24 protein-coding genes and 1 tRNA gene are annotated in these 23,293 nt (G+C 72.3%); 7 read left to right on the forward strand and 18 right to left on the reverse strand.

Annotation, left to right across the window (positions count from 1 at the left end):
- Positions 1–54 precede the first annotated feature (54 nt).
- Together IE200_RS08915 and IE200_RS08920 are read left to right on the forward strand one after the other, a co-directional pair.
- Positions 55–294 (forward strand): hypothetical protein, encoded by a 240-nt coding sequence (locus tag IE200_RS08915; protein WP_191279128.1) that lies wholly within the window; start codon positions 55–57, stop codon positions 292–294.
- The gene (locus tag IE200_RS08920) at positions 287–484 is read left to right on the forward strand and encodes a helix-turn-helix domain-containing protein (RefSeq protein WP_191279129.1); all 198 of its coding nucleotides are present in this window, start codon (positions 287–289) and stop codon (positions 482–484) included. The genes IE200_RS08915 and IE200_RS08920 overlap by 8 nt, the downstream gene beginning before the upstream one ends.
- Before the next feature lie 155 nt (positions 485–639).
- Here IE200_RS08920 and IE200_RS08925 read toward each other — a convergent pair.
- Together IE200_RS08925 and IE200_RS08930 are read right to left on the reverse strand one after the other, a co-directional pair.
- Positions 640–711, reverse strand: a tRNA-Val gene (locus tag IE200_RS08925).
- Between the two features lie 48 nt (positions 712–759).
- The gene (locus tag IE200_RS08930) at positions 760–1,263 is read right to left on the reverse strand and encodes a PGPGW domain-containing protein (RefSeq protein WP_191279130.1); all 504 of its coding nucleotides are present in this window, start codon (positions 1,261–1,263) and stop codon (positions 760–762) included.
- A 209-nt stretch (positions 1,264–1,472) separates the two neighbouring features.
- Between IE200_RS08930 and IE200_RS08935 the strand changes: the two genes are divergently transcribed.
- On the forward strand, positions 1,473–1,907 hold the full coding sequence (locus IE200_RS08935) for an SsgA family sporulation/cell division regulator (protein ID WP_191279131.1): 435 nt from the start codon (positions 1,473–1,475) through the stop codon (positions 1,905–1,907).
- Positions 1,908–1,938: 31 nt separating this feature from the next.
- On the opposite strand, the gene IE200_RS08940 is transcribed toward IE200_RS08935, so the two are convergent.
- From IE200_RS08940 to priA, 7 genes are all read right to left on the reverse strand, one after another.
- On the reverse strand, positions 1,939–3,759 hold the full coding sequence (locus IE200_RS08940; protein WP_191279132.1) for an ABC transporter ATP-binding protein: 1,821 nt from the start codon (positions 3,757–3,759) through the stop codon (positions 1,939–1,941).
- Positions 3,756–5,558 carry an ABC transporter ATP-binding protein gene (locus IE200_RS08945; RefSeq protein ID WP_229856320.1) on the reverse strand — a complete coding sequence of 601 codons (1,803 nt, stop codon included), beginning with the start codon at positions 5,556–5,558 and terminating at the stop codon, positions 3,756–3,758. The genes IE200_RS08940 and IE200_RS08945 overlap by 4 nt, the downstream gene beginning before the upstream one ends.
- A 134-nt stretch (positions 5,559–5,692) precedes the next feature.
- A complete protein-coding gene (locus IE200_RS08950) occupies positions 5,693–6,451 on the reverse strand; it encodes an amino acid ABC transporter ATP-binding protein (RefSeq protein ID WP_308432998.1) in 759 nt (252 codons plus the stop codon).
- On the reverse strand, positions 6,448–7,311 hold the full coding sequence (locus IE200_RS08955; RefSeq protein ID WP_191279133.1) for an amino acid ABC transporter permease: 864 nt from the start codon (positions 7,309–7,311) through the stop codon (positions 6,448–6,450). Before IE200_RS08955 ends, IE200_RS08950 begins: the two co-directional genes overlap by 4 nt.
- Complete coding sequence (locus IE200_RS08960) at positions 7,311–8,228, reverse strand: ABC transporter substrate-binding protein (protein ID WP_191279134.1); 918 nt, start codon at positions 8,226–8,228, stop codon at positions 7,311–7,313. The genes IE200_RS08955 and IE200_RS08960 overlap by 1 nt, the downstream gene beginning before the upstream one ends.
- Before the next feature lie 27 nt (positions 8,229–8,255).
- Positions 8,256–9,026: an imidazole glycerol phosphate synthase subunit HisF gene (gene hisF, locus IE200_RS08965; RefSeq protein ID WP_191279135.1), complete on the reverse strand. Its 771-nt coding sequence runs from the start codon at positions 9,024–9,026 to the stop codon at positions 8,256–8,258.
- On the reverse strand, positions 9,023–9,772 hold the full coding sequence (gene priA, locus IE200_RS08970; protein ID WP_191279136.1) for a bifunctional 1-(5-phosphoribosyl)-5-((5-phosphoribosylamino)methylideneamino)imidazole-4-carboxamide isomerase/phosphoribosylanthranilate isomerase PriA: 750 nt from the start codon (positions 9,770–9,772) through the stop codon (positions 9,023–9,025). The genes hisF and priA overlap by 4 nt, the downstream gene beginning before the upstream one ends.
- A 158-nt stretch (positions 9,773–9,930) precedes the next feature.
- Between priA and IE200_RS08975 the strand changes: the two genes are divergently transcribed.
- Complete coding sequence (locus tag IE200_RS08975; protein ID WP_191279137.1) at positions 9,931–10,458, forward strand: AAA family ATPase; 528 nt, start codon at positions 9,931–9,933, stop codon at positions 10,456–10,458.
- 57 nt (positions 10,459–10,515) lie between these two features.
- Here IE200_RS08975 and IE200_RS08980 read toward each other — a convergent pair whose 3' ends face one another.
- Complete coding sequence (locus tag IE200_RS08980; RefSeq protein ID WP_191279138.1) at positions 10,516–11,913, reverse strand: HNH endonuclease signature motif containing protein; 1,398 nt, start codon at positions 11,911–11,913, stop codon at positions 10,516–10,518.
- A 269-nt stretch (positions 11,914–12,182) separates the two neighbouring features.
- On the opposite strand from IE200_RS08980, the gene IE200_RS08985 reads away from it, so the two are divergent.
- A complete protein-coding gene (locus tag IE200_RS08985; RefSeq protein WP_191279139.1) occupies positions 12,183–12,686 on the forward strand; it encodes a polyketide cyclase in 504 nt (167 codons plus the stop codon).
- Here the strand turns inward: IE200_RS08985 and IE200_RS08990 are convergent.
- The 3 genes from IE200_RS08990 to IE200_RS09000 are packed head-to-tail and all read right to left on the reverse strand — an operon-like array spanning position 12,683 to position 15,433.
- Positions 12,683–13,315, reverse strand: coding sequence for a hemerythrin domain-containing protein (locus IE200_RS08990; RefSeq protein ID WP_191279140.1), 633 nt, complete (start codon positions 13,313–13,315; stop codon positions 12,683–12,685). The genes IE200_RS08985 and IE200_RS08990 overlap by 4 nt on opposite strands.
- A 58-nt stretch (positions 13,316–13,373) precedes the next feature.
- A complete protein-coding gene (locus IE200_RS08995; protein ID WP_191279141.1) occupies positions 13,374–14,018 on the reverse strand; it encodes a response regulator transcription factor in 645 nt (214 codons plus the stop codon).
- The gene (locus IE200_RS09000) at positions 14,006–15,433 is read right to left on the reverse strand and encodes a histidine kinase (RefSeq protein ID WP_191279142.1); all 1,428 of its coding nucleotides are present in this window, start codon (positions 15,431–15,433) and stop codon (positions 14,006–14,008) included. Before IE200_RS09000 ends, IE200_RS08995 begins: the two co-directional genes overlap by 13 nt.
- A 116-nt stretch (positions 15,434–15,549) precedes the next feature.
- Between IE200_RS09000 and IE200_RS09005 the strand changes: the two genes are divergently transcribed.
- Both IE200_RS09005 and IE200_RS09010 read left to right on the forward strand, forming a co-directional pair.
- On the forward strand, positions 15,550–16,407 hold the full coding sequence (locus tag IE200_RS09005) for an alpha/beta fold hydrolase (protein ID WP_191279143.1): 858 nt from the start codon (positions 15,550–15,552) through the stop codon (positions 16,405–16,407).
- 24 nt (positions 16,408–16,431) lie between these two features.
- Complete coding sequence (locus tag IE200_RS09010; protein ID WP_191279144.1) at positions 16,432–18,009, forward strand: TRAP transporter substrate-binding protein; 1,578 nt, start codon at positions 16,432–16,434, stop codon at positions 18,007–18,009.
- Here IE200_RS09010 and IE200_RS09015 read toward each other — a convergent pair.
- From IE200_RS09015 to hisD, 5 genes are read right to left on the reverse strand one after another with little or no spacing between them, the layout of a single operon-like run.
- A complete protein-coding gene (locus IE200_RS09015) occupies positions 17,981–19,546 on the reverse strand; it encodes a sensor histidine kinase (protein ID WP_191279145.1) in 1,566 nt (521 codons plus the stop codon). The two genes, IE200_RS09010 and IE200_RS09015, sit on opposite strands and share 29 nt — an antisense overlap.
- Positions 19,547–19,577: 31 nt before the next feature.
- The gene (hisH, locus tag IE200_RS09020) at positions 19,578–20,213 is read right to left on the reverse strand and encodes an imidazole glycerol phosphate synthase subunit HisH (RefSeq protein ID WP_191279146.1); all 636 of its coding nucleotides are present in this window, start codon (positions 20,211–20,213) and stop codon (positions 19,578–19,580) included.
- Positions 20,210–20,818, reverse strand: coding sequence for an imidazoleglycerol-phosphate dehydratase HisB (gene hisB, locus IE200_RS09025; RefSeq protein WP_191279147.1), 609 nt, complete (start codon positions 20,816–20,818; stop codon positions 20,210–20,212). Before hisB ends, hisH begins: the two co-directional genes overlap by 4 nt.
- Positions 20,815–21,933 (reverse strand): histidinol-phosphate transaminase, encoded by a 1,119-nt coding sequence (locus IE200_RS09030; protein ID WP_191279148.1) that lies wholly within the window; start codon positions 21,931–21,933, stop codon positions 20,815–20,817. Before IE200_RS09030 ends, hisB begins: the two co-directional genes overlap by 4 nt.
- The gene (gene hisD, locus IE200_RS09035) at positions 21,930–23,246 is read right to left on the reverse strand and encodes a histidinol dehydrogenase (protein WP_191279393.1); all 1,317 of its coding nucleotides are present in this window, start codon (positions 23,244–23,246) and stop codon (positions 21,930–21,932) included. Before hisD ends, IE200_RS09030 begins: the two co-directional genes overlap by 4 nt.
- Positions 23,247–23,293: the final 47 nt, after the last annotated feature.

Genomic DNA, 23,293 nt, shown 5'->3' on the forward strand with positions numbered 1-23,293 from the left:
TTTTCCGGGAGAAGGCCCTCGAATCCGTCGACGGCCACGACGAGAGGCGACGTGATGGTGACACCCATCGGCATCCCCGACGACTGGGACGACAACAACCTGATCCTGTTCGAAGAGTTCTGCGACCTCATCCGCACACCCCAACGCACCGTCCGCGACTGGCGCCGACGTGGCGTCGGCCCCAGGTGGACCCGCTTCCAAGGCGTCGGGCGGCTCTACATAACCGTCGCCGAAGCCCGACGCTTCCTCGCCTCAGCCACCGTCACGCACACGGAGGTGGGCTCCGATGGCTGAACGACGCACCATCCCCGTCTACCTCAGCCTCGAGGAAGCCGCCGAGGCCATGTCGGTCTCGACCAAGACCATTCGCCGCTGGATCGCCGCCGGCACCCTCCCGGCGTACCGCTGTGGCAAGCGCGCCATCCGGATCAAGCTCGAGGACCTCGAGGCCACCCCTCGGCAAATTCCCGCCGGGCATTCCTGACGATCGGTGGGCCCCGCTGAAAGCGGCCGGACCGCCGAACGACACAACAAGTCATGCCAATCATCGGCCGGATCAGCGTCGGCCTTGTTGCACGTATGTTGCACGAGAGGCCCTTCCCCAGATGGGAAAGGGCCTCTCACCTGCAGTTACTCGGGTGGGCGATACTGGGTTCGAACCAGTGACCTCTTCGGTGTGAACGAAGCGCGCTACCACTGCGCCAATCGCCCGAGCTCGGCAGAACCGTATCCCATCCCCTGCTGCGATCCGGAATCGGGTCAGGTGTCGGCCCCGATGCCGGGCCGGTCCTCGCTGGTCCGGTCGCCCTTGATCTCGCGCCGGAGCTCGTCGGCCTTCTCGGGGTGACCGTGGAAGCGCCGGTAGCTGTACACGATGAGCGCGACGGCGATGAACGCCGAGGCGACCTGGGTGACTCCCGTCCACACACCGCCGGGCAGCCACCACGCCTCGTCGAAGGGCCACCACCCGGGCGCCGGCGGCTTGATGATCCACAGCACCCCGCAGGCGGCCAGCACGACGGCCCCGAGGACCGAGGCGACGATCCGTGGCCAGGTCTCGACACCCTCCGCGGCGCCGAGCAGGGCGCGCAGCCGGACCGGCTCGACCCGCTTCTCCGCCCAGTCGTACTGCTGGGACAGCAGCGCGAGGCCGGCGAAGATCCCGAGGAGGCCCGGCCCCGGCAGGAAGATCGCGGCCACGCCGAGCAGCAGCAGGGTCCACCCCAGGATCTCGAGACCGATGCGCTTGGCTGCCCCCGTCATGGGAAGAACCTATCGGGCCGCACCAGAGACTTCGCGACCGGCGAAGGCACGGGTTACCGTCAAGTCCGCCATGAGCGGGGCTCAAGATCCGGTCTGGACCGGTTCGGGTCATATTTTGCCGTTTGGCATCACGGTCGGGTCCGGATGCCGTCTCATGAGCAACGCAACCCGGGGATTCCCCCGCCCCGGGCGACCCGAAGGAGCTCTCGATGAACCTGTCCGGTAGCGGGCACACCCTGTCCGACGTGGCGTTGGACGTCACCGTCGAGTGCCTGGACGACCGCGGTATCCGCCACGAGATCGACACCGTCCTCAGCTATGCCGGCTCCGACCCCTTCGCCGTGGCCATGACCTTCGTCACGTCCGACGGGGACCTGGTGTGGACCTTCGGGCGCGACCTGCTGATCCGCGGGGCCGAGGCGCCCGTCGGCGACGGTGACGTGCACGTCTCGCCGGCCATCGGCCTGAGCGGCCGCGCGATGGTCGCCATCGAGCTCACCTCGCCCGACGGACACCTCGTGCTGATGGCGCGCGCGGGCGACGTCAGCGACTTCCTCGCCCGCACCGCGGCCGTGGTGGCACCCGGTGCGGAGTCCGACGCCTTCGACGCCGACCTCCTGATCACCCAGCTCCTGGCATCCTGAGGCCCCGCCTGCGGCAGCCGTACGGGGTGTCTCAGGCCCGCGAGTGCTGGGACACCCAGCTGGCGTGCAGGCCTGCGTAGACGCTGCCCGCCTGGGTGACGAGCTCGCTGTGGGGGCCGCGCTGCACGACGCGACCCTTGTCGACCACGATCACCTCGTCGGCGCTCTCGGCCGTCGAGAGCCGGTGCGCGATGGTCACCGACGTGCGCGACTGCATCAGTCGCTCGAGCGCGCGACCGATCTGCATCTCCAGGGCCGGGTCGACCGCGCTCGTGGCCTCGTCGAGCACGAGCAGGTCGGGGTCGGCCAGGTGCGCGCGCAGCAGGGCGACGAGCTGGCGCTCACCCGCCGAGAGTGACTCGCCGCGCTGGCCCACCTGGGTGTGCAGGCCCTTCGGGAGCGCTGCGAGCCAGTCGTCGACGCCGAGCTCGACCGCCGAGGCGCGGATCTCGTCCTCGGAGGCGTCCAGCCGGCCGTAGCGCACGTTGGCCGCGATGGTGTCGTCGAACAGGAAGCCCTCCTGCGGCACCAGCACCACGCTGCGACGCAGCGAACGGGCGTCGATGCGGCGCACGTCGACACCGTCGAGCAGCACGGCGCCGTCGACGGGGTCCATCAGGCGGGTCAGCAGCTTGGCGAAGGTGGACTTGCCGGAGCCGGTCTCGCCGACGATCGCGACGCGGGTGCCGGCACCGATGGTGAGGTCGATCTCGCGGAGCACCGGCGGTCCGTCGGGGTAGGAGAAGCCGACGTCGGCGAACCTGACGTCGATCGGCCCCCGCGGCAGCACCTCCCCGTCCGGGCCGGGGTCGACGAGGTCGGCCGGGGTCTCCAGGATGCCGAGGACGCGACGCCAGCTGGCGATCGCGTTCTGGGCGTCGGTGAGGATCTGGGTGCCCATCTGCACCGGCCCGACGAACAGCGTGACGAGGAACGCGAAGGCGAGGACCTTGCCGGGCGTCATGTCGCCGGTGAACCCGAGCAGCACGCCGATCACGATCACGCCGGCGTTGGCCAGTCCGGCCGACAGGCCGCCGAGGGAGAACGAGGTGACCGTGTAGGTCTGGGCGTGGGTGTAGGCGTCCTGCCAGTCCTGGATCGCGGTGTCGATGCGCTCCTGGGTGCGGGCCTCGACGCCGTAGGTGCGGACCACCGCCGCGCCGACGACGGGCTCGGAGATGGCTCCCAGCAGGACGCCGACCTGGCGGCGCACGACGGTGTAGGCGGCCGACAGCTTGCGCTGGAACCACCGGATCGACACGAACAGCGGGGCGAAGGCCAGCCAGACGACGAGCGCGAGCTGCCAGCTGTAGACCACCATCAGGACGGTGGCCACCAGCATCTGGCCGATGCTCACCACGAAGATCAGCCCGCCGAACACCAGGAACTGGCTGACCTGGTCGACGTCGCTGGTCACGCGCGAGACCAAGGCGCCGCGGCGCTCGGTGTTCTGGGTGAGGAGCGGCAGGTCGTGCACGTGGCGGAACGCCTTGGTGCGCAGCGTCGCGAGCCCGCGCTCGGAGGTGGTGAAGAGGCGCGCGGTCATGAGGTAGGAGGCCCAGCTCGTGACGGCGATGGCGAGCGCCGCCAGCACCCCCATCCAGAGCACGTAGTCCAGGCGGGGCCCGCCGGGGGCGTTGAGCCCGCGGTCGAGGGTCTGCTGCACCGCGATCGGCACGACGATCTGGCCGCACGAGGCCAGCACGGCCAGCACGAGAGTGGCGCGGAGGCCCTCGCGGAGCTCGGGTGAGTACTTCATGCCGAGGCGGATGGTGGCCATCGCGCCGATGGTCTCGCCGGAGTCCATCCGGGTGCCGGACGTCGCGGCGGTGGGGTCGGTCGTGACGGTCATGCGCGGCCCCCCGGAGCGTCGGCGTCGGTCTCGTAGGCATTGACCAGCTGCGCGTAGGCGGGGCTGGAGTCGAGCAGGTCGGCGTGCGTGCCGCGACCGACGACGCGCCCCGCGTCGAGGTGGACGACCTCGTCGGCCAGCGAGATCGTGGCCTTGCGGTAGGCGACGACCACCAGCGACGCGGCCGCGCCGCCGTCACGGTCGTCGCGCAGCGAGGCGAGGATCCGCGCCTCGACCTCGGGGTCCACCGCGGAGGTGGCGTCGTCGAGGATCAGCAGGCGGGGGCGGCGTACGAGGGCGCGGGCGAGCGAGAGCCGCTGGCGCTGTCCCCCGGACAGCGAGGTGCCGCGCTCCCCCAGGCGGGTGTCGAGGCCCTCGGGGAGGGCGGCGACGAACCCGTCGGCCTGCGCGGTGCGCAGCGCGGCCCACACGTCGGCGTCGAGGACGTCGGCGCCGAGGGTGACGTTGCCCCGGACCGTGTCGTCGAACATGAACGCGGTCTGCGGGACGAGGGCGACGGCGCGCGGCAGCTCGCCCTTGCGCAGCCCCTTGACGTCGTGGCCGTCGACGCGGATCACGCCGGAGTCGGGGTCGACGAGCCGCGTCATCAGGCTGGTCAGCGTGCTCTTGCCGGAGGCGGTGGCGCCGACGAGCGCGACGGTGCGACCGGGCTGGACGTCGAAGTCCACGCCCCGCAGCAGGGGCGCGTCGGGGTCGTAGGAGTAGTGGAGGTCGTCGACCTCGAGCAGCGCGCCGGTCGTGCTGGGCGGCAGCCGGTCGTCGCCGAACTCCATGCTGCCGGTGGCGTCGAGCACGGCCTTGGCCCTGCGGTAGCCCACGACGGAGCGCGGGAACTCGCCCAGCAACCAGCCGATGGCGCGGATCGGGAAGGACACGATGGTCAGGAGGTAGGCGACGGTGACGACGTCGCCGGGCTCCGTCGCGCCGCTGGCCACGCGGGAGACGCCGACCGCGAGGACGACCAGCACGCCGAGGTTCGGGAGGCTGGCCAGTGCGGGGTCGAACACCGCGCGGATCCGGCCCGCGCGGATGTTGACGTCGCGCAGCTCGTGGGCCTTGGCGCGGAAGCGGTCGGTCTCCTCGACCTCCCGGCCGAGGGTCTTGACCACCATCGCGCCGTCGAAGGACTCGTGGGCGATCTCGCTGACCTCGGCGCGCAGGCCCTGCGCGCGCGTCATCAGCGGCGAGGAGTAGTGCTGGTAGAGCAGGTTGACACCGACGACCGCCGGGAAGACGAGCAGTCCCACCAGGGCCATGACCACGTCGGCGACGAACATCTGCACCACCGCGATCACCATCATCACGACGGTGCCCAGCGCCATCGGCAGCGGCATGATGGGCGACCAAGCCGCCTCGATGTCGGAGGAGGCGTTGGAGAGCAGCTGGCCGGTCGGGTGGCGCTGGTGCCACTCCATCGGCAGGGTGAGGTACTGGCGGGTGACGCCGCGGCGCGTGTGGGACTGCATCCGGTAGTACATGATGCCGCCGCCGAGACGGCGCGCGACGATGCCGACCGCCCGCAGGATCGCCACGCCCATGAAGAGCGCGACCACCCACACCAGCAGGCTGGTGCGGACCTCGCCTGTCTCGAAGGCCGGGATCAGGACGTGCTCGGTGGACCAGCCGAGCACCCAGGCGTCGGCCACGGTGAGCACGCCGAACAGCACCGCGCCCAGCGTGGCGATCGTGAACACCCGCGGCTCGCGCTTGATGCCGACCCACAGGACCCGGAAGCCGTCGCGTGTGGTGGTGCCCCGCAGCCCCGCGTCCGTGCCCACAGGTGTCGCCCGCCTCCTCGTCGTACGGCCGGTGACGGCCCCGTCGGTTGCCGAGCGCAACCAACCTCCCGGTCAGGCTATTCCTCGGCACCGACAGCGGGCGAATCGCACGGGAGCCCCTGCCCTCGAGCGGCTCAGGCGCGGATGCGGGAGAGGAACGCGCGGGTGCGCTCCTCCTGCGGGTCCCCGAGCACGCGGGCCGGGGGGCCCTGCTCGTGGATCCGGCCGTCGTGCAGGAAGCAGACCTGGTCGGCGACGTCGCGGGCGAAGCCCATCTCGTGGGTGTTGAGCAGCATGGTGACCCCCTCGCCCTTCAGCTCGGTGAGCAGGTCGAGGACCTCCCCGACGAGCTCGGGGTCGAGGGCGCTGGTCACCTCGTCGAGCAGCATCAGCCGCGGGTTGGCCACGAGGGCACGGGCGATGGCGACGCGCTGCTGCTGGCCGCCGGACAGGTCGTCGGGCCGGGCGCCGGCCTTCTCGGCCAGACCGACGCGGTCGAGCATCGCCAGCCCCCGCGTACGCGCCTCCTCCGCGCCCACGCCGTGGACGAGGCGCAGCGCGAGGGTCACGTTGCCGATGACGTCGAGGTGGGGGAACAGGTTGTAGGCCTGGAAGACCATGCCCATGCGCGCACGGACCTCGTCGCCGTCCACCCGCGGGTCGGTGATGTCGCGGCCGTCGAAGGTGATCACGCCGTCGTCGACGACCTCGAGGAGGTTCACGCAGCGCAGCAGCGTCGACTTGCCCGAGCCCGAGGCGCCGATGAGCACCACGCACTGGCCGGGCTCGACGGTGAGGTCCACCTCGCGCAGCACGACGTTGTCGCCGAAGGACTTGCGCACGCCCTGGAGGCGCAGCAGCTCGGTCGCGGTGTCGCCGACAGGCTCGTTCACAGGTGTCCTCCCGCGCCGTGGTAGCCGCGCTTGCGGGCGTACCGGTCGGTGAGCCGCGCCATCGGGATGGTCAGGCAGCAGAACAGGAAGCCCGCCACGACGTACGGCGTGTAGTTGAAGTCGAGCGACGTCTCGATCTGCGCCCGGCGGATCGCGTCGTAGACGCCGAGGACGGCGATGAGGCCGGAGTCCTTCTGCAGCGAGACGAGGTCGTTCATCAGCGGCGGGATGACCCGGCGCCACGCCTGGGGCATCACCACGTGGCGCAGCGTCTGGCCATACGAGAGCCCGAGCGAGCGTCCCGCGAGGCGCTGGCTGGGGTGCACCGACTCGATGCCGGCGCGGAAGACCTCCGCGACGTAGGCGGAGTAGGACAGCACCAGCGCCGCGCCGCCCCAGAACAGCGGCGAGGTCGGCACCCCGCGCAGGCTCAACGCCGGCCCGCCGAAGCCGAGCAGGAAGATCACCAGCAGCAGCGGCAGGCCGCGGAAGACGTCGACGTACGCCGTGCCGAGCAGGCGCAGCGGGAAGGCCACCGGACCGCGGAGCGTGCGCACGATCGCGATCGTGAGGCTGAGCAGCAGGATCAACACCCAGCAGACCAGCATCACGCGGATGTTGAGCCAGAGCCCGTCGACGACGGCCGGGAAGGACGAGACCGCCTTGTCCCAGTCGAAGTAGGTCTCGCGGACCCGCTCCCACCCCGGCGAGCTGACGACCGCCACGGCCAGCGCCCCCACCAGGAGCAGGGTGCTGACCGCGGCGATCGCCGCGCTGCGGAGCGTACGGCGACGACGCCACTCGTCACGCTCGCGCTGGACCTCCGACGGCTGCCAGGCGGTGTCCAGCTGGTGCGGCATCAAGACAGCTCGGGAGCGCCCTGCTGGGCGAGCCACTCCTGGCCGATCTGGTCGAGCACGCCGTCCTCGCGCAGCGTGTCGACGGCCTGCGAGACGCAGTCGGTGAGGGGGCTGTCCTTGGCCAGGACGGCGCCGAACTGCTCGGGCTCGCCACCGGCGAGCGGCAGCTGGCCGACGATCACGCCGTCGTCGAGCTGCACGGCGGTCATGAAGTAGGCGGTGGGGAGGTCGACGACGATGCCGTCGATCTGACCGTTCTTGAGTGCCTGGACGGCCTGGTCGTTGGTGTCGAAGACGGCCGGCTCCTCCGAGGGCTGGATCTGGTCGGTGATCGCGGTGTAGCTCGTGGTGCCCACCTGCGCGCCGAGCTTGGCGTCGGCGAGCTCGGCCAGCGTGGTCGCGCCGTCGATCGAGCTGCCGGCGTTGGTGATCACGGTCTGCACGACGTCGTAGTAGCCGGAGGAGAAGTCGACGGCCTTGCGGCGGGCCTCGGTGATGGAGACCTGGTTGATGTCGAGGTCGAAGTCCTTGGGGCCGGGCTGGACGACCTTGTTGAAGGGCACCTTGACCCACGTGACCTGCTCGGCGGTGTAGCCGAGCTGCTCGGCGATCGCGTAGGCGACGGCCGACTCGTAGCCCTCGCCGTTGGTCGGGTCGTTGTCGACGAACCACGGCTCGTAGGCCGGGTCGTCGGTGGCGATGGTGAGCGTGCCGTCGGCGATCGTCTCCAGCGAGTCCGGGGTGCACTCCTCGGCGGCGGGCGTCTCCGAGGACGAGTCGGCCGACGTGTCGCTGGACGTGTCGTCGGCGGTGTCGGCCTCGTCGGTCGGGGCGCAGGCGGTGAGCGCGAGCGTGGCGGCCGCGAGGGCGGCGGCGGCGAGCTGGCGCTTCGGGGCGCGCCGGGTGGTCTTCAGCATGCCGGAATCCTACGACTCCGCCCGCTCTCAGCGGACGGGGTGACCGGCCGCGGACAGACCGGCCTTGACGTCGGCGATGCTGAGCGTGCCGAAGTGGAAGACGGTTGCTGCCAGCACCGCGTCGGCGCCGGCCTCGACGGCCGGCGGGAAGTGCTCGACGGCGCCCGCTCCCCCGCTCGCGATCACCGGGATGCTCACCTCGCTCCGCACGGCCCTGATGAGCTCGAGGTCGAAGCCGTCGGTCGTCCCGTCGGCGTCCATGGCGTTGAGGAGGATCTCGCCTGCGCCGAGCTCGGCGGCCCGTACGGCCCACTCGACCGCGTCCAGCCCGGCGCTCTTGCGGCCGCCGTGCGTGGTGACCTCGAAGCCGCTGGTCGTGCGCTCCTCACCGGTGGTGCGGCGCGCGTCGACGCTCAGCACCAGCACCTGGTTGCCGAAGCGGTCGGCGATCTCCGCGACGAGCTCGGGACGGTGGATGGCCGCGGTGTTGACCGCGACCTTGTCGGCACCGGCGCGCAGCAGGCGGTCGACGTCGGCGACGCTGCTGACCCCGCCGCCGACGGTGAGGGGGATGAACACCTCCTCGGCGCACCGGCTGACCACCTCCATCGTGGTGGCGCGGCCCTCGTGGGAGGCGGAGATGTCGAGGAAGGTCAGCTCGTCAGCGCCCTCGGCGTCGTAGAGCCGGGCCAGCTCGACGGGGTCGCCGGCGTCGCGCAGCTCGGTGAAGTTGACGCCCTTGACGACGCGCCCGCCGTCGACGTCGAGGCAGGGGATGACACGGATGGCGAGGCTCATGACGCCGGCCTCGTCAGCGCCAGCGCGTCCTCGAGGGTGAAGCGGCCCTCGTAGAGCGCCGTGCCGGCGATGGCGCCCTCCACTCCCTCGTCGACGAGGGTCATCAGGGCGCGGATGTCGTCGAGCGTGGTGACGCCGCCGCTGGCGACGACCGGCTTGTCGGTGGCGGCGCAGACGTCGCGCAGGAGCTGGAGGTTGGGCCCCTGGAGCATGCCGTCCTTGTTGACGTCGGTGACGACGTAGCGCGCGCACCCCTCGGAGTCGAGGCGGGCGAGCGTCTCGTACAGGTCGCCGCCCTCGCGGGTCCACCCGCGCGCCGCGAGGGTGGTGCCACGGACGTCGAGACCCACGGCCACGCGGTCGCCGTACGTCGCGATGGCGCGGGCGCACCACTCGGGCTGCTCGAGCGCCGCCGTGCCGATGTTGACGCGACGGCAGCCGGTGGCCATCGCGGCCTCCAGAGACTCGTCGTCGCGGATCCCGCCGCTCATCTCGACCTGGATGTCGAGCGTGCCGACGATCCTCGCCTGGAGCTCGCGGTTGTGGCCGTGGCCGAACGCGGCGTCGAGGTCGACGAGGTGGATCCACTCCGCGCCGGCGTCCTGCCAGCGCAGGGCGGCCTCGACGGGGTCGCCGAAGCGCTTCTCGGACCCGTCCACGCCCTGCACCAGCTGGACGGCCTGGCCGCCCTTGATGTCGACGGCGGGCAGGAGCTCGAGGTAGGGCTGCTCGGGGGTGCTGGGCATGGGTCGATCCTAGGAGTGGTCCGGTGTCTCCCCCACCTCGCGGTGGCGCGGCGAGACGGGGCTCACCAGGGCCGACCATTCGGGGGCGCGGCGCGCGGGTCGGGTCGTCGCGTCTGCCCCGTGCCGGATGGAAGGCTGTCACGGTGAGGTCGCGGTTAGTGGTGGTGTCCGGTCTTCCGGCGAGCGGCAAGACGACGGTCGGCACGCTCCTGAGCCAGCGACTGTCGTTGCCGCTCATCGACAAGGACGCAGTTCTCGAGGCGCTGTTCGACAACCTCGGCTGCCCGGACACGCAGGAGCGCGCCCGACTCAGCCGGGCGAGCGACGAGGTGCTCTACGTGCTGGCAGCCACCTCTTCGGCTGCGATCCTGGTGAACTGGTGGGATCACGCTTCGGCTCCGGCGAGATTGCGCGACATCGGCTTGCCGGTCGTGGAGGTGTTCTGCGCCTGTCCAACCGAAACGGCGGCATCGAGGTTCGTCTCGCGTAGTCGCCATCCCGGCCATCACGACGACACACGGTCACCCCGCGAGGTGCACGAGTCGTTCCGTCGCCTGCCGGCACGTGCCCGCGGCCCGATGGGCCTCGGCTACGTCATCCGGGTCGACACGACGAGCGCGGTGGATGCGGACTGGCTGGCCGCGCAGGTGCGCGCCGCGCTCGACGCGGTCGCACCACACAGCTGACCGACGAGCATGCCTGTGGCCCCGTCAGCGCGTGGCCTGGCGGGGTGTGGGGCGGGGTCATCGTCGGCGGGGTCGCGGGATGCCGGGTGGGATGTCGGACGGCACCTCGGTGGTGCCGGTGTGGTCGCAGCGGTAGCGGTAACCGTGGGGCGACGTCCACTCGAACACCCCGGGCGCTGTGGTCTCGTAGTGCCAAGGTGAGTGGGTCTTGACGCGATGGTGGAACCGACACAATGCGGCGAGGTTGCTGGTGGTCGTGTGCCCGGGCTGGGGTCTGCCCTCGGCTTCGGCGTCGGGGTCCCACGGCACGACGTGGTCGATGTCGCAGCCCCGAGCCGGGCGGGGGCAATGAGGGAACACGCACGTGCGATCGCGCAGGATGATCTGCTCGCGGATCTGGTCGGGGATCGCGTAGCCCTGCGCGGTCAGCGGAACGTTGAGGTCGATCACCGGCTTCACGGTGACCTGAGTGCGGGTGTCGCCGCACCAGGACTGGAGCTGCTCGAGCAGGATGAGGCGTCGGCCGTTCTCGAGCCGCCCGGTCGGGCCGAAGACCGTGGCGTCACCGGACACGGACGCGTCGAAGTGGGCGTGGATCACGACCTCCCGTGCGGCCGGGAGGTCCTCGCGATCGGCACCGGGACCGGCAAGATCGAGCGCGGTCTGGGTACGCGCGAGGTCACCGAGCGCCTTGGCCCGCCGCGCGTCGAGCGGCAGGTCGGACCCGAGGGCTTTCTGGGCCTCGGCGCCGTGGGCGACCGCGCGCTCGAAGTCGAGGGCGTCGGCCAGGTCGACCTCGGCCTCGATGCGCATCGTGCCGGCGAAGTGGACGTCGTCGTCATGGATGGTCACGTGGCGCGGGTCCACCGACAGGTACCCGTCCTCCGGGTCCTGGGTGGGGTCGGCGACGGCGAGGTCGTAGCGCTTGATGGTCTCGGCGACGAGGCGGTCGAGCTGCGCGGGCCCGATCCTGCCGGCGACGGCGGCGACCTGGGCGTCGACGAACCCGGCAGCCTCACGAGTCAGGACGGGGTTGGTGTGGATGGTGGTCTCTGCAACGGCACGGGCACGCCACGCCGGCATGGCACCGGCGTGCACCTGCGCCCACAGGCGGGGGAGGCGGTGGCGCAGCTCGAGCGCGTGGCCGATGAGCTTCTTCGCCGCGACCGTCGAGATGCCGAGGACGGTGCCGAGCTCGGCGATGCAGAACTCCGCGACCAGGGGCGTGCCTTCGCCGGCGATGGGTTCCTCGTGCTCGCATCCTGGGACGGTGAACGAGGCGGCGGAGTGGATGGACTCCGGCGGGTGCAGGTCGGCCCACCGCGCGGCCAGGTCCAGCTGCTCGGCGGCTGCCTGGTTCTCGGCCTCGCGGGCGGAGCGGATCGCGGCGAGCAGGCCGGAGGCGGTGAGGTCCTCTGCCTCAACGGTCCCGGGTCCTGCCGCTACTTCGATCATGTGTTCGACCATACGGGAGCCCACCGACACTGATGATGTTCGTGGCTCCCGGGGGCGGTCTCGTGACGGGACTCCGTCCCTCTTCGACCAGCGCGTGGAGGGGGTCTCGATACGCCCGCTCATTCCTCGCGGGCTACTCGACCAGCGAGAAGGGGATACGCGACCAGCGGGGATCGGGTCCCGTGACGGGACTCCGTCCCTCCTCGACCAACGGGGTGCGGCCAACAAGAGTTTCGCTCGCCGTTCCACGGCCGGGCTAGCGTGGCACTGTGATCGGGGACCAGTGGGGCGTGAGCGACGCGGAGGTGCAGCGTCGCTACGGCTGCGACGACCTCGTCCCGGAACCGACGCTGGAGGCCTGGCGCGGGGTCACGGTCCACGCCCCGGCGGAGGCCGTGTGGGAGCGGGTGCGGCAGGTACGGGTGGCGCCGTACTCCTACGACCTGGTCGACAACCTCGGGCGGCGCTCTCCCCGCGCCCTGCTCGACGTGCCGGACCCGCGGGTCGGGGACCCGTTCACCCGCGCGTTCGGCCGCGACCAGGGCCGCGTGGTGGCGGTCGACCCCGGCCGGGAGCTGACCGCCGAGATCATGGGCGCCCACATGTCGTACGCCGTGGTGCCGGGCGCGCGCGACACCCGGCTGTTGCTGAAGATCGTCGCCTCGACGAGCCGTTGGCTGGCGCCCCTGCTGTCGGTGGGCGACCTCGTGATGGCGCGCAAGCAGCTGCTGACCCTCAAGGCACTGGCTGAGCGCGACGCGGCGGGTCGCTAACGCCAGACCGGTGCGACCTCGCGGCGATAGCGGCGCGCCAGGAGCAGCGTCAGGACCGTCACGACCGGGCCGGGGACGGTGGCGCGCAGCGACGACCGCTCCCGCTGCCCCGCACCGTCCTGCATCCACGCCAAGGCGTTCGCGGCGTCGACGATGCTCGCGGGGCGCATCTTGCCGGCGGCCTTCTTCCACTCGGGATCGTCCTCGAGCTCTCCCATGATGCCCTCGACGTCGGCCTCCTCGTGTGCGAGGTGGCCGTTGATGACCTCACTCGCGCGGGCGACCTCGTCGGCGGCCGCAGCGGCCGTCGCCTCGGTCGGCGCGGCGACGACGTCGTCGATGGCAGCCGACGACGCGGCGAGCGCGTGCTTCATCGCGACGTGCTCGGCCTCCATCTGCTCGAGGAGCAAGGCGTCGAAGCCACGCGCGGCCAGGAACGGCCACGCGATGCTGTCCTCCGCTTCGTGATGGTGGGTCAGCTCGCGGACCAGGTTCCGCCAGGCGGTGCGGACCTGCCGGGCGCGAACGACGTCGCCGGCCCGCAGGTCACGGAGTGCCCGCTCGGTCCGAGCCACGTCCCGGCGCACCGCGGCGTGGATGACCTGGTTCATGCTCAGCGTGTCGGCCATGACGTGACGGTAGACGCGGCGCCCGGCCGGGGACGACCCCATTTCGTGGGACGTACGGTCAGCCACGCACCACGGCGAGAACGGCCAGCACGCGTCGATTCACCTCGGACGAGGGCTCGAGCCCGAGCTTGCGGAAGACCACAGCGCACGCAGCCTCGACCGTGCGTTCACTCACATGCAGCCGGCTGGCGATCGCGGCGTTGGAGCAGCCCTCCGCCATCAGCGCCAGCACCGAACGCTCACGATCGGTCAGGGACTGCACGGGTGAGTCGGGGGCCTGCTGGCGCAGCACCATGGTGACGATCGTCGGGTCGATGACGCACTCTCCCTCCGTGACCCGCCGACAGGCGTCGACCAGCACGGCGATGTCCGACACCCGTTCCTTGAGGAGGTAGCCGACACCGTAGGGCTGCTCGGTCAGCAGCTGCTTGGCATAGAGCGGCTCGAGGTGCTGGCTCAGCACGACCACGCCCGTCGCGGGATGTTCCTGACGGATCCGGCGCGTCGCCACGAGGCCCTCGTCCGTCTGGCGAGGCGGCATGCGGATGTCGACGATCGCCACGTCGGGCTGCTCGAGGCCGACGAGCCGCAGGAGCTCCTCGGCGTCGCGCGCCTCACCGACGACCGTGACGCCCGCCTCCTGGAGGAGCCGCGAGAGGCCGGACCTGATCAGCATGACGTCGTCGGCGATCACGACCCGCACGGGATCACCACCTCGACGACCGATCCCTCGTCAGCAGCCGTGACGTCGATCCTCCCCCCGACCGCACCCACGCGGTCCCGCACCGCGTCGACCACGGACCGGGCGCGTTCGGCGGTGAACCCCGAGAGGATGCTAAGCCGAAGGTCGGCACGCTCCTTCACGTCGACCTCGACCTCGACGTGCCGCGCGTCCGGCACGGCCAGCGCGCGCACGCAGGCGTACGCGGACATCGCCTCGGCCCGCGGCACGGCGGGCAGCTCGGGTGGTGGGACCAGCCGCACGGGGACGGGAGCCGTGGCAGCAAGACCCCGCAGAGCAGCGACCAGGCCGTCCGACTCGAGCAGCCGCGGGAAGACCGCCTGCCCCACTGCGCGCAGCCCGTCCAGCACGCCCTGCAGCTGCTCGACGGCCGACCGGAGGACCGCCCGATCGTCCGGGGTCGCCCTGCCCTCGGCAAGCGCGAGGCAGAACGTCGCCGCGACCAGCCTCTGCTGCGTCCCGTCGTGGAGGTCCCGCTCGATGCGGCGCCTCTCGCGGTCGGCCGCATCCACGACGCGGGCCTGGGACTGGCGCACCTCGAGGCTGCGCGCCGCGATGCCCGCAGCAGTCCGCAGGTTGTCGCGCAGGATCTCGTCGACGAGTGACGCACCGGGTCCGTCGTCCGGGGGCGGGAGCGGGACCTCGGGCTGCTTCGACGGCACGGGCGAGACCACCAGGTCCTCGAGACGGCGGGCCGCCGCCTCGAGCCGTCGCCGCACCACCCTCGTCCGCAGAGCGGCGAGGAGGACACCGGCCCCTGCCCCGGCCGCGGGGAGGAGCAGCCACCCCGCGCTCTCGACCAGCCGGGGGCCCACTCCCCACGACGTCCAGCGCGCGGCCGCGACGGCCAGGACCCCCAGGGTGGCCGTCATCGCGCCCGCACGGACCGGGCCAGGTCCCTCGCTGGTGGTCACGGCCGCGAGCGCGACGGCCGCGGCGCCCGCGAGCAAGCCGGTGCTGGTCCTCGCGGCGGCCTCGACGGCGGTCCCCACCAGCGGCTCGCCCCGCGCGTCGCACGCGATCACGCACCGCGGGTCCTCGAAGGTGGCGTACGCGAGAGCGACCACCACGGCCGACGCGAGGGCGAGCAGGCCGACGAGCAGCGCTGCGCGGGACGGGCCGCCACCGAGCCACCCGTCGAGCAGGAGCACGGGAGCGACGGACTGCAGGGGGGCCAGCGCCAGGAGTGGCACGACCAGCTCTGCCGGCACCTGGGGCAGCCCCGCCGCGACGGGTGAGGCACCGCAGACCACGAGCAGGACGAGCGCCCAGCCGACCAGCCGGGCGCGCCTGCTCACCGCCCACGCCACGGCCGCCAGTCCGACGGCGCCGGACAGGCCCGCGACCACCAGCGAGGCGATCACGTCCGGGTGCATGGACCGATTGTGCTCCCGTCCTGCCCTGCGGTCATCCGCAACGACCTGGTGCTGGCTCGATGGCGCTCGGACAGTCCGTCGCCGGACCGTGGAGTCCCCCACCCAGGAGGTCGACCATGAAGAACATCGCTCCGCGTGTTGCCGCCGTCACCCTCGCGCTCGTCACTGCTGCGAGCACGGCCCTCGCCACGCCCACCCCGTCCGCGGCAGGTGCGCAGGACACCGTCGTCGAGGGTCTCCACGACGTCGGCGGGCACCGACTCTTCCTGACCTGCTCCGGCTCCGGCTCGCCCACAGTGGTCTACATGCACGGAGCGGTCTGGGACGCCGACACCGTCCCCCACGCCAATGCCCTCGCGATCCGCGACCTGCTCGACGAGGACCACCACGTGTGTCTCTACGACCGGCGCAACGTGGGGCTGAGCGAGACCGTCGACGCCGTCCAGCAGCCCAAGGACGCGCTGCGCGACCTCGAGCGCCTGCTGGGCGCAGCCGGCGTGGAACCGCCGTACGTCCTGCTCGGCGCGTCGTTCGGCGGCCTGCTGTCCTACCTGTACGCCAACGAGCACCCCGACCAGGTCGCGGGCATGGTGCTCCTCGACTCGATGTTCCCCGACGAGCTCCAGTTCGACCGGTACTTCCCGCGCCTCGACCGCTACCAGTCCTTCCACCGCTCCGACATGTGCTGCGAGGTCGAGCGCATCAGCCACTGGAAGGCGATGAAGAAGGCGGCGCGCCACATCGGGAGAGAGCCCCGCATCCCGGTGACCTACCTCGCATCGGCGCAGGAACCGTGGGGCGGCCTGGGCATACCGGAGTACGACGACAACATCATCGCGGCGCTCGAGGGCTACGTGGGGCGCTTCGCGCCGGGCGAGCTGCGATGGGTGGACGCCCCGCACTTCATGGAGCCGTTCGTGCCTGACGAGATCGCGGCAGCCGTGCGCGACGTCGCCGACCGCGCGCGCAGGTAGAGTCGGCCTCGAGGTCGTTGAGCCATGGCACGCAGAGTGTTGCTCCCAGTGGTGCTGGCGCTGGCGGGTGCGCTGGCGTTCGCCGCGTGCACGCCCGGCGTCGGGACGGGCGGGAAGTCCGGGAGCCAGGTCGTCGTGCTCCGGCTCGCCGCGATCGGCGATCCCGCCGACAACCCTCAGTACGTCGGCCCCGCCACGTTCGCCGAGCAGCTCGAGGTCGTCTCGGACGGGCGGATCCGGGTCGAGCTGGACACGGAGTCCTTCGCGGACCACGCCGCGGACGAGGAGTCCGACCTGGTCGCGGCCATCGCCGCCGGCGACGTCGACGGGGGCTGGCCGGCCACCCGGGCGTTCGCAGCGGCCGGGATCCCGGGGCTCGAGGTCGTCGAGGCCCCGATGACGCTGACCAGCCACGCCGCCGTGCGGGACCTGGTCACCTCGCCGGTCGCCGACGACCTGCTCGCGCGTCTCGGGGGGTCCGGGGTCGTCGGCCTGAGCCTGACCGCCGGGCCACTCCGTCGTCCCTTCGCCACTGGAGAGCCGCTCCTCGGTCCGGAGACGTGGGCCGGCAGACGGGTGCGCTCGTACAACTCACCGGTGCAGGACGCGGCCCTCGAGGCGCTCGGCGCGACCCCGGTGCGGGCCGGGACCGGCTGGCTCCGCATGGTCGGGCAGGGCGAGCTCGACGCGGTCGAGATGGACGTCGCGCAGTACCACGCCAACGGCCACAGCACCGAGGCCGGACACCTGACCACCGGCGTGGTCCTGTGGCCCAAGGTGTTCGTGCCGGTCCTGTCGCAGGCCCGATGGGACTCGATGACCGAGCTGCAGCGGGGGTGGGTGACGCGTGCCGCCGAGCTCGCGCGCGAGGCCTCGGTGCAGGCCGACCACGACGATCGTGCCGCGTTCAGCGAGCTGTGCTCGCGCGGGGTCCGGGGGCACGCGGCCGGCGAGCGGGCGCGCGGGCGCATGGTCCGTGCCCTGAGGCCCGTCCTCGCGGACCTCGCCGACGACCCACTGTGGGCCGACGTGCAGGCGGTCGCCGAGCGGCACCCGGAGCCCGCCTCGCTGGAGGCAGCGGCCTGTGTGCCCCGTGCCACCTACGAGGTGCGGTCCGACATCCGCGTTCCCGGCACGGTCTCCGCGATCCCTGACGGGACCTATCGGGTCTCGGTCTCGACCGAGGAGGTGCTCGCCGCGCTCGGTCCGGGCAAGGAGTCGACGGCCGGGGTCTGGACGCTGCGCGTCGCCGACGGGACGTACGAGCTCGACTGCGTGCCGCACAGGGACAGCACCGGGACCGACTGCGACAACACCGAGGGCCTCCACGGCACGGGCTTCGACGTCAACCCGATGATGGCGGGACGCGTCAGTGGTGACGGCGATGTCGCGTACTTCGTCCATGACCCGGAGCTCGCCCGGGCGCGCAGCGACTGCACGTTCCCAGCGGGCATCCAGCTCGACCGGGAGTCGTGCTACCCACGCACCGTGGACCGCGTCCGGTGGTCCTTCGACGGCGCGCGGCTCACCCTCACGGACCTGGTCGCCGACATCGGCACCTGGCAGTACGTCGTCAAGCCGTGGCAGCGGATCGAGGACTGACGCCACCCAGCCGCGCGACGACCGTGGTCCCGCCGAGCTCGGGCGACGTGACGGTGAGAGACCCTCCGGCCGCCTCGACCCGGTCGGCGAGCCCGCGGAGGCCCGAACCGGACGGGTCCGCCCCTCCCCGTCCGTCGTCGCTCACCTCGAGCACCAGCGAACCGCCCTGCTCGGAGAGCGAGACCCGGACCTGCCCGGCCCCGCTGTGCCGCGCGGCGTTCGTCAAGGCCTCCGAGCACACGTAGAACGCCGCCGCCTCGATCGAGCGCTCAGCCGCCACCGAGCCGTCGACCATGACGTCGACGTCGAGCGGGCTGGCCTCGGCCAGCGCCCGCACGGCGTGCTCGATCGCTCCGTCGCCGAGGTCGGCCGGCGGAGCCCCCTGTGCGACAGCGAGCACGTCCGCGCGCGCCCGCGCCAGCTGCTCCAGCGCCGTCTCGACGTCCGCCGAGACCGCTCGGGCGCCGGTCAGCGGCGCCAGCGCCTCGATGACCTCGTCCAGACGCCGGAGAGCGTCGCTGCGGAGGAGCTCGACGATCGCCGCGCGCTCGTCGTCGACGGCCGCGATCAGCCTGGTCCGGCTGCGCCGCAGCTCCTCCAGCTGGTGCTCCTGCTCGTGCTGGAGCCGTGCCGACGCGGCCACCGGGCGTACGGCCTCCGCGACGGCCGCCGCCACCCCGGCGTCCTCGAGCAGGGGCGAGGACGACAGGACGACGGCGACCTCCTCGCCGGACTCGGCACGCACGACGTGCACGGGCCGACCCTCCACCGGCGGCTCGCCGGGTCCGTGGAGGACCAGGGAGAGGTCCGGGTCGCGCAGTGCGGTGCGCAACAGGTCCTCGACCAGCACCTGTCGCCGGTCCTGTCCCGGCGGGACCGGCGCGAGGAGACCTCGTCGCACGCGCCACACGGGGTCACCCGAGCCACGGCTCGCAGCAACCAGGCAACCCGCGACCGCCACCACCGCAAGGTCATGGGTGATCGGCAGCGCCTGCGGGTCGATCCGTGCCCAGGCGAAGCGTTCGAGGGCCCACGACGCGAGGAGGACGATCCCCAGCACGATCCCGCCGGCCGCCGTGAGGGCTCGCTCGCGTCCTCGCCCGGCACCGGTGGCCACGAGCGCTGCGACGACGACGCACAGCGTGCCCGAGACCAGTTGGCCGCCGCCTCCCCACGCGCACACCGCCGCGGCGGCGGCGGCGGTGAGCGACCGCCCCGTCCACGGCCTCGACGCCGTCGTCGTCCCCAGCGCCAGGACCAGGAACCCGTGGTGCAGCGTCCCGAGCGCGTGCACAGACCCCAGCAGCCAGGTCGCGGCCGTCAGGCCCACGAGCGCCGCTCGGACAGGGTGGGAGCGCAGGAGGAGTGCTGCGCAGGCGAGTCCGACGCCCACGCCGACGTCGAGTGCCGCGCGCCCGGCCGTCGCTCCAGGGACGGACAGGTCTGCCTGCCAGGCACGAACCGCGAGCACGCCCGTCACGAGCACCGCCGACGCGGTGACGTACGGCACGGCACCGGTGCCGGCGGGATTCGGCATGGCTCATTGTCCGTGCCCGGCCCCCTCCCCGTCAGGTCAGCGAGGAGACCCAGTTGCGCAGCAGCGCCGCGCCGGCGTCGCCGGACTTCTCCGGGTGGAACTGCGTCGCCGAGAGCGGACCGTTCTCCACGGCGGCGACGAACCGGTCGCCCCCGTGCTCGGCCCAGGTCACCAGCGGGGCGGTCGTCCGGTCGTTGGTGACGAGGTCCCACGAGCGCGCGGCGTAGGAGTGCACGAAGTAGAACCGCTCGTGCTCGACGCCGGCGAACAGGCGCGTGCCTGCCGGCACCTCCACGGTGTTCCAACCCATGTGGGGCACGACGTCGGCCTGGAGCCGGGTCACCAGGCCGGGCCACTCGTCGCAGCCCTCGGTCTCCACTCCGTGCTCGACGCCGCCGGCGAAGAGGATCTGCATCCCGACACAGATGCCGAGCACCGGGCGGCCGCCGGCGAGACGTCGGCCGATGATCCGCTCGCCCTTGATCGCGCGCAGCCCGGCCATGCAGGCGGCGTAGGCCCCGACGCCCGGGACGACGAGCCCGTCGGCCGCGAGCGCGGTGTCGAAGTCGCTCGTCAGCGTCACCGAGGCCCCGGCCCGCTCGACGGCGCGCACCACCGAGCGGAGGTTGCCCGACCCGTAGTCGAGGACGACGACGTCCTTGCTCACAGAGCACCCTTCGTCGACGGCACACCCGTCTCCCGGGGGTCGAACGCGATCGCGTCGCGGAACGCGCGCGCGAAGGCCTTGTACTGGGCCTCGACGATGTGGTGCGGGTCGCGGCCACCGAGGACCCGTACGTGCAGCGCGAGGTGTGCGTGGAACGAGATCGACTCGAAGACGTGGCGGGTCAGCGAGCCCATGTAGGCCGCGCCCGTCCCGCCGATGGCGACGTACTGCTGGCCCTCGGGCTCACCCGAGTGGACGCAGAACGGCCGGCCGGACACGTCGACGACGGCCTGCACGACCGCCTCGTCGAGCGGGACGGTGGCGTCGCCGAACCGGCGGATGCCGGACTTGTCGCCCAGCGCCTCGCGCAGCGCCTGGCCGAGGACGATCGCGGTGTCCTCCACCGAGTGGTGGGCGTCGATGTGGGTGTCGCCCTCGGTGCGCACCACGAGGTCGACGAGGGAGTGACGGGCGAACGCGTCGAGCATGTGGTCGTAGAACCCGACGCCGGTGGACACCTCCGCGCGGCCCGTGCCGTCGAGGTCGACCTCGACGAGGACGGTCGACTCCTTGGTGGTGCGCTCGATCCTGGCGGTGCGGCTCATGCTTGCTCCTTGGTCACGTCCGTGAGTGCCTTCTTGAATGCTGTCATCTCCTCCGGCGTGCCCACCGAGACCCGCAGCCACCCGTCGGGGCCGGTCTCGCGGATCAGCACGCCGCGCTCGACCAGTCCCTGCCAGACCGCGTGCCGGTCGGCGAAGCGGCCGAACAGCACGAAGTTGGCGTCGGAGTCGGCGACCTCGAAGCCCTGCTCGCGCAGCCAGGTGACGGTGGCGTCGCGCTCGGCGCGGAGGTCGTCGACACGGCCGAGCAGCTCGGGGGCGTGGCGCAGCGCGGCCAGCGCGGTCGCCTGCGTGACGCTCGAGAGGTGGTAGGGCAGGCGGACGACGCGGATCGCGTCGCAGATCGCGGGGTCCGCGGCGAGGTAGCCCAGCCGCAGGCCGGCCGCGGCGAACGCCTTGCTCATCGTGCGGGTCACCACGAGGTTGCGGTGGCGCGGCAGCAGCTCGAGCGCGCTCGAGGTGCCCGCGCGACGGAACTCGCCGTACGCCTCGTCGACGACCACCAGCCCGCCCGGCTCGTAGGACGCGGCCGCCTCGCACAGCATCGTGACCGCCTCCGGCGGCAGCGCCGTGCCGGTCGGGTTGTTGGGGCTGGGCAGCAGGACCACCGACGGGCGCCGCTCCAGCACCAGGTCACGCGCGGCGTCGAGGTCGAGGGAGAAGTCCTCGGCCCGGTGGCCGGCCACCCACTCGGTCATCGTGTCGCGGGCGTACTCGGGGTACATCGAGTAGGTCGGGGCGAACGAGAGCGCCACTCGCCCGGGACCGCCGAAGGCCTGCAGCAGCTGGAGCATCACCTCGTTGGAGCCGTTGGCGGCCCACACCATGTCGGGGGTGATCCCAGTGCCGCCGGACGTGTCGAGGTACGCCGCGAGCGCGGAGCGGAGCTCGACGAACTCGCGGTCGGGGTAGCGGTTCAACGACGCCGCCGCCTCCGCCACCGATCGCGCGATGTCGGCCGCCGCCTCCGGCGAGGGGCCGTACGGGTTCTCGTTGACGTTGAGCTGCACCGGGGCCTGCTCCAGCGACAGCTGCGGCGCGCCATAGGGCTCGATCCCCTGCAGCTCCTGGCGCAGGGGTGGGAAGGCGGCGCTCACTGCGCCGACCGGCCCGGCTCGAAGCGCACGCCGACGGCCTGGCCGTGACCCGGCAGGTCCTCGGCCTCGGCGAGCGTGACGACGTGGTCGGCGACGTCGGCGAGCGCGGCCCGGGAGTAGTCGACGACGTGCATCGACCGGGTGAACGCACGCACCGACAGCCCGCTGGAGTGGCACGCGCACCCTCCGGTCGGGAGCACGTGGTTGGAGCCCGCGGCGTAGTCCCCGAGCGACACCGGCGCCCAGGGCCCGACGAAGATCGCACCCGCGTTGCGCACGCGGGCAGCGACGGCTGCTGCGTCGCGTGTCTGGATCTCGAGGTGCTCGGCGGCATAGGCGTCGACGACCTGCACGCCCTGGTCGACGTCGTCGACCAGCACGATCGCGGACTGCGGCCCACCGAGGGCGGTCCGGACCCGCTCCGTGTGGCGGGTGGCGAAGACCTGCTTGTCGAGCTCGACCTCGGTGGCGTCGGCCAGCGCGAGCGAGTCGGTGACCAGCACCGAGGCGGCCATCGGGTCGTGCTCGGCCTGGCTGATCAGGTCGGCCGCGACGAAGGCCGGGTCCGCGGAGTCGTCGGCGAGGATCGCGATCTCGGTCGTGCCGGCCTCGGAGTCGATGCCGACCACGCCGCGCACCAGCCGCTTGGCGGCCGCGACGTAGATGTTGCCGGGACCGGTGACGAGGTCGACCGGACGGCACGGACCGGCACCGTGGGCGAACATGGCGATCGCCTGGGCGCCACCCACGGCGTACACCTCGTCGACGCCGAGCAGCGCGCACGCCGCCAGGATCGTGGGCTCCGGCAGGCCGCCGCGGGTCTTCTGGGGCGGGCTGGCCAGGGCGATCGAGCGCACGCCGGCCACCTGGGCGGGCACGACGTTCATCACGACGCTGCTCACCAGCGGGGCGAGCCCGCCGGGGACGTAGAGCCCGACGCGGTCGATCGGGACCTTGCGGTGGGTCACGGTCGCGCCCGGCGCCACCTCGGTGGTGACGTCGCGCTCGAGCTCGGCCTCGCTGGTCTCCCGCAGCCGGCGTACGGACTCCTCCAGCGCCGCGCGCACGGCCGGGTCGAGCTCGGCGAGGGCGCGGTCGAGGGCCTCGCGCGGGACCCGGATGTCCTCGACACGCACGCCGTCGAAGCGCTCGGAGAGCTCGGCGATGGCCTCCACCCCGCGGGCGCGCACCGCGTCGATGATCGGCTGCACCTGATGCGTGGCGGCCTCGACGTCGAACTCGGCGCGAGGCACGCTCGTGCGGTAGTCGACGGACGCCGCGTCGGCGCCCCTCAGGTCGATGCGACGGATCAGGGACATGCTCCTGATTCTAGGTTCCCCGGCGGGTCGGGCCGAAGTCG

This window comes from Nocardioides flavus (ex Wang et al. 2016), assembly GCF_014653115.1.
GTDB lineage: Bacteria > Actinomycetota > Actinomycetes > Propionibacteriales > Nocardioidaceae > Nocardioides > Nocardioides flavus.